Origin of the sequence: Xanthovirga aplysinae (assembly GCF_009711365.1) — a bacterium.
GTDB classification, from domain to species: domain Bacteria; phylum Bacteroidota; class Bacteroidia; order Cytophagales; family Cyclobacteriaceae; genus Xanthovirga; species Xanthovirga aplysinae.
Genome location: NZ_SMMB01000608.1, coordinates 1 through 2,688, shown reverse-complemented (window position 1 = coordinate 2,688; position 2,688 = coordinate 1). Strand labels below are relative to the sequence as shown.

The 2,688-nt window shown below is 36.4% G+C and carries 2 protein-coding genes; one reads left to right on the top strand and one right to left on the bottom strand.

Annotated features, from left to right (window positions below):
* The first annotated feature begins 329 nt into the window (after nucleotides 1-329).
* Complete coding sequence (locus E1171_RS03235; protein WP_155204028.1) at nucleotides 330-1,136, top strand: MBL fold metallo-hydrolase; 807 nt, start codon at nucleotides 330-332, stop codon at nucleotides 1,134-1,136.
* Between the two features lie 212 nt (nucleotides 1,137-1,348).
* On the opposite strand, the gene E1171_RS03230 is transcribed toward E1171_RS03235, so the two are convergent.
* Nucleotides 1,349-2,596, bottom strand: a complete 1,248-nt coding sequence (locus E1171_RS03230) for a glycosyltransferase family 87 protein (RefSeq protein WP_155204026.1) — start codon at nucleotides 2,594-2,596, stop codon at nucleotides 1,349-1,351.
* Nucleotides 2,597-2,688 lie beyond the last annotated feature (92 nt).

Sequence of the window (2,688 nt, the reverse complement as noted above, 5' to 3'; positions counted from 1 at the left end):
TTTTCACTAATCAAAACTTGTTGGTGATACCCTTCACATTTGAGTTTGTATTCTAGTGGTCTTTTTTAAAAATTTTCGATGGAGGTAAAGCCTTATTTACTGAAATGAAAAAGTGGCTATGGGAGTCCTTTCGGCCTGTTTAATAAATTCTCTTTGAAAGGAATACTAGCGTTCAACTTTCTTTTTCCAGCCTATTTAAGTGCACTTGATATAAAAATTTTAATAGATAAACTCTATTGTTTTATCAAATCTATCTATTTGATGGATTCAATGTTTTTCTTCACCTTGCTACCAATCAAAACCATTGGAAATCAAAACCTTCAAGTCCTATGAATAACTATATATGTAAAACCTGCGGGACACAATTTAAGGAATCCTCTTATTCCCCTGATTCATGCCCTATTTGCAGGGATGAGCGACAGTATGTGGGGTTAAATGGCCAAAGCTGGATTACTTTGAAACGATTAAAGCAAGAAGGCTATAATAACCTTTGGAAGCAGGAAGCACCCGGCTTAATAGGGATAGGAATTTCGCCATCTTTTGCCATTGGACAAAGAGCTCTGCTGATACAAACCCAAAAAGGAAATGTTTTGTGGGATTGTATCCCCTTTATGGATGAAGAAACTATTGAAAAGGTAAAAAGCTTGGGTGGATTAAATGCAATTGCTATTTCTCATCCACATTTTTACAGTAGCATGGTGGAGTGGGCTCATGTATTTGATTGTCCTATTTACCTTCATGAAGCGGACCGACAATGGGTAATGCGGCCCAATGAGAAAATTGTTTTTTGGTCCGGAAATGAGTTAAAACTTAATAGCAATGTGGTGCTGTTACGTTTGGGAGGGCACTTTGAGGGAAGTGCTGTATTGCATTGGAAAGAGGGGGCTAACGGGAAGGGAAGTTTATTAACAGGGGATACAATTTATGTCGTGGCTGATAGGCAATGGGCCAGCTTTATGTATAGTTATCCTAATCTAATTCCTTTGTCGACTGAAAAAATTAAAACACTGATCCGGAGGTTAGGAGATTATGAGTTTGAAAACTTGTATGCGGCCTGGTTTGATGCAGTGATTCAAAAAGATGCCAGGGGGAGGGTACTGAAGTCTGCTGAAAGATATATAAAGGCAATTAGGTGAATTGATAATGGAAGGAGAGGGTTTGTAATGAAAAGGGGTGCCTGGTCTTTGACTTCAAAGTGAAAAATATATTTATATCGGGACATTAAAATAATAGAATAACTTGTGAAAAGTGAAAGTGCCTAAATAGCTTTTGTAGCAAAAAGCAAGTTATAAATCAAGGTTTTAGTCTTTAAGACATTTGCATGATTGGATTATTATTAAAGCTAATATTATTCTACAGCAATAGGTTTTTCTTTTTCTAAAGAGTATAAATATTTTTCTTTTCCTGAATGTAGCAGATAGGAATAGTAAAAAAATAGTATTAGTGGGAAAAGGACAAAAATGTCATAGCGTCGAATGAACTCATATAAGGTTTTACCAGTTGTATCGCTCCCTTCAATTCCAATAAACAGGGCAATTCCCATGAGGAAAAGATGGATTGTTTTATGAAAACCACGGAGCAATTGAAAGTTGAATAGGAAAAGTGGCATAAAGAAAAACATGGCAGATACCAAATGAGCAGACCAGGTAATACCTGAGGCCAAATGAGAGAAAATAAAAAGCGCTCCTAAATTGGCCAAGCTAACTTTTATTTTTTGCTTGTGCTGGGCCAATCCATTGCCAACCAATACTAATGCCATGATGAACAAGCCAAGATTGGCGAGGGTGAATAGGGTTTTGAAATCTTTGGAGAATACAATTTGACTATTAGATTCTGGGTAAAAAATTTTCATCAGGAATGATTTCAGATTATGATTGGTGTTTTTTACAATCAATTGCCCATCCATATATCCCTCTATAAAGAGGTTGTAATAATAATAGTAGTCATTCATTCCTCTTTCTAAACCTCGAAAAAGGAGAGGAATTGAAAGGCAAAAAAGTGTACAAAGAGTGGCCATTATCCAAACTTTTTTGGTACGGTAAAAAAGGGGAACAAAAAGAGCTAAAAAGATGGGTGTTAGTTTTATGAAGGTGGCCATGATGAAATAAACTACGGCCCAATGGGGTTTTTTTTTGCTTAAGAAATAGACCCCACAGACACATATAAAGAAAACCAGAAAGTTCACCTGGACCATGGCCAGGTTATTCCAGATAAATTGAAAGGCCGCTAATGTGCTTAAACCAACTGCAATGTTAATTTGCCTTTTTTTGATACCCATAACTTTTCCAATTGTCATTAGCAGGTGAAGGCTTACAATTAGTAAAAATCCATTGAGCAATGTAAAAAAGAAGGCCGCTACCTTTAATGGGACTAAGGCAAATGCTTGAAAAACAAAGGCTGCAAAAGGGGGGTAAAAAAGGACAATGGGATTTTGATGAAAGAAATCATGTCCAGCCTGCCAAAAGACCGAAAAATCATCTCCCATTTCTACTTTAGCGGAATGATTAATGGCAAAAATTATGAAAGCGGGTATAATGGGAAGTAATGCCAGGTAAATTAAGGCCTGTTTAGAAATTAAAGGCTTTGAAGGAGGCATTTAAGGACTGTTTAGGACAATAGTTAGTAGCCTGAAGAAGGCTATCAATTTGTCAATTTGAGGTATTGACTGACAATAATTAAACTCAGCTA